The 1387-nt window shown below is 64.2% G+C and carries 3 protein-coding genes; all 3 read right to left on the bottom strand.

What is annotated here, in order from left to right; translation table 11 throughout:
• The coding region (locus ACEWQ0_RS09825; RefSeq protein ID WP_476485241.1) for an indole-3-glycerol phosphate synthase TrpC at positions 1–572 on the bottom strand (572 nt) is incomplete at its 3' end.
• Positions 569–1165 carry an anthranilate synthase component II gene (locus ACEWQ0_RS09820; RefSeq protein WP_476485240.1) on the bottom strand — a complete coding sequence of 199 codons (597 nt, stop codon included), beginning with the start codon at positions 1163–1165 and terminating at the stop codon, positions 569–571. The genes ACEWQ0_RS09825 and ACEWQ0_RS09820, both read right to left, overlap by 4 nt.
• On the bottom strand, positions 1162–1387 hold a 226-nt coding region (locus tag ACEWQ0_RS09815; protein ID WP_476485239.1), incomplete at its 5' end, for a chorismate-binding protein. The genes ACEWQ0_RS09820 and ACEWQ0_RS09815, both read right to left, overlap by 4 nt.

The following is a 1387-nucleotide window of genomic DNA, read 5'->3' as shown; positions in this document are numbered from 1 at the left end:
CCCACCAGATCCCCGGGCACTTTCAGCGCCCGCTCCATTTCTTCCTCGTCGTGCACCTCCACCAGTACCGCCAGGCCCAGCTCCTTGCCCAGTTCGGCCAGTTCGGCGAGCTGGTCGTCGGTCAGCGCGGCAACGATCAGCAGCAGGGCATCGGATCCAATCGCGCGGGTTTCGACGACCTGCCAGGGGTCGATGATGAAGTCCTTTCTCAAGACCGGCAGGCGACTGACTTTACGCGCCTCGACCAGAAAAGCGTTCTGGCCGCCAAAGAAGCCTTCGTCGGTGAGCACCGACAGGCAGGTGGCGCCGCCGGCCTCGTAGCTTTTTGCGATGGCTTCGGGGTCGAAGTCCTGGCGGATGATGCCGGCAGACGGCGAGGCGCGCTTGATTTCGGCGATGACAGCATCCTTGCTGGCGGCCGCGCGGGTTCTCAGCTCGCCGGCAAAGTCACGCGCAGGCGGCATGTCGCTGACAATCGCCTTGAGTTCGTCGAGCGGTCGATCGGAGCGGCGGCGCTCGATTTCATCGGCCTTGGCGCTCAGTATCTGTTCAAGAATGTTGTCGTTGGTCATTGGTTGGTACTCAGAAAGTTCTTGAGCAGGTCGTGGCCGTGCTGCGTGAGAATTGATTCAGGGTGGAACTGCACGCCCTCGACGGGCAGGTCTTTGTGCCTGAAACCCATGATCTCGTCGCGCTTTTCAGGGCCGTCGCCGTCCCGGACGGTCCAGGCAGTCTCGATCAGGCAGTCGGGCAGGCTCGCGCGCGCCACAACCAGCGAGTGGTAGCGGGTAGCTTCGAATGGATTGCTCAACCCGGCAAACACGCCCTGGCCCGCATGATGCATGTCCGAGACCTTGCCGTGCATGATTTCTCTTGCGCGCACCACCTCGCCGCCAAAGGCCTGGCCGATGGCCTGATGGCCCAGACAAACACCCAGGATGGGATAGACCCCGGCCAGCTCGTGCACCACCTCCAGGCACACGCCGGCATCATCGGGCGTGCCCGGCCCCGGCGAGAGCACGATGCGATCAGGGTTCACCTGGCGGATGCCGGCAATGTCGATGGCGTCGTTGCGCACGGTGTGAACATCCACCCCCAGCTCGCCCAGATACTGCACCAGGTTGTAGGTAAACGAGTCGTAGTTGTCGATCATCAGCACCTTCATCGGTGCAGTCCTCCGCCGGCCTCGGCCACCGCTCGGATCAGCGCACGGCCCTTGTTCAGAGTTTCTTCCCACTCGGCCTGCGGATCGGAGTCGGCCACGATGCCGGCGCCGGCCTGCAGGTGCAGGGTGTGGTCCTTGACGATGGCGGTGCGGATGGCGATGGCCAGGTCCGCGTTGCCGTGCCAGTCCAGGTGGCCGACCGCGCCGGCGTAGACACCGCGC

Source organism: Wenzhouxiangella sp. YN9 (genome assembly GCF_056324165.1).
This window is presented reverse-complemented; position numbering and strand designations above follow the sequence as displayed.

Bases quoted from the DNA above. Each gene is read 5' to 3' on its own strand.
- ACEWQ0_RS09820 (WP_476485240.1), bottom strand. From the start codon at position 1,165: ATGAAGGTGCTGATGATCGACAACTACGACTCGTTTACCTACAACCTG.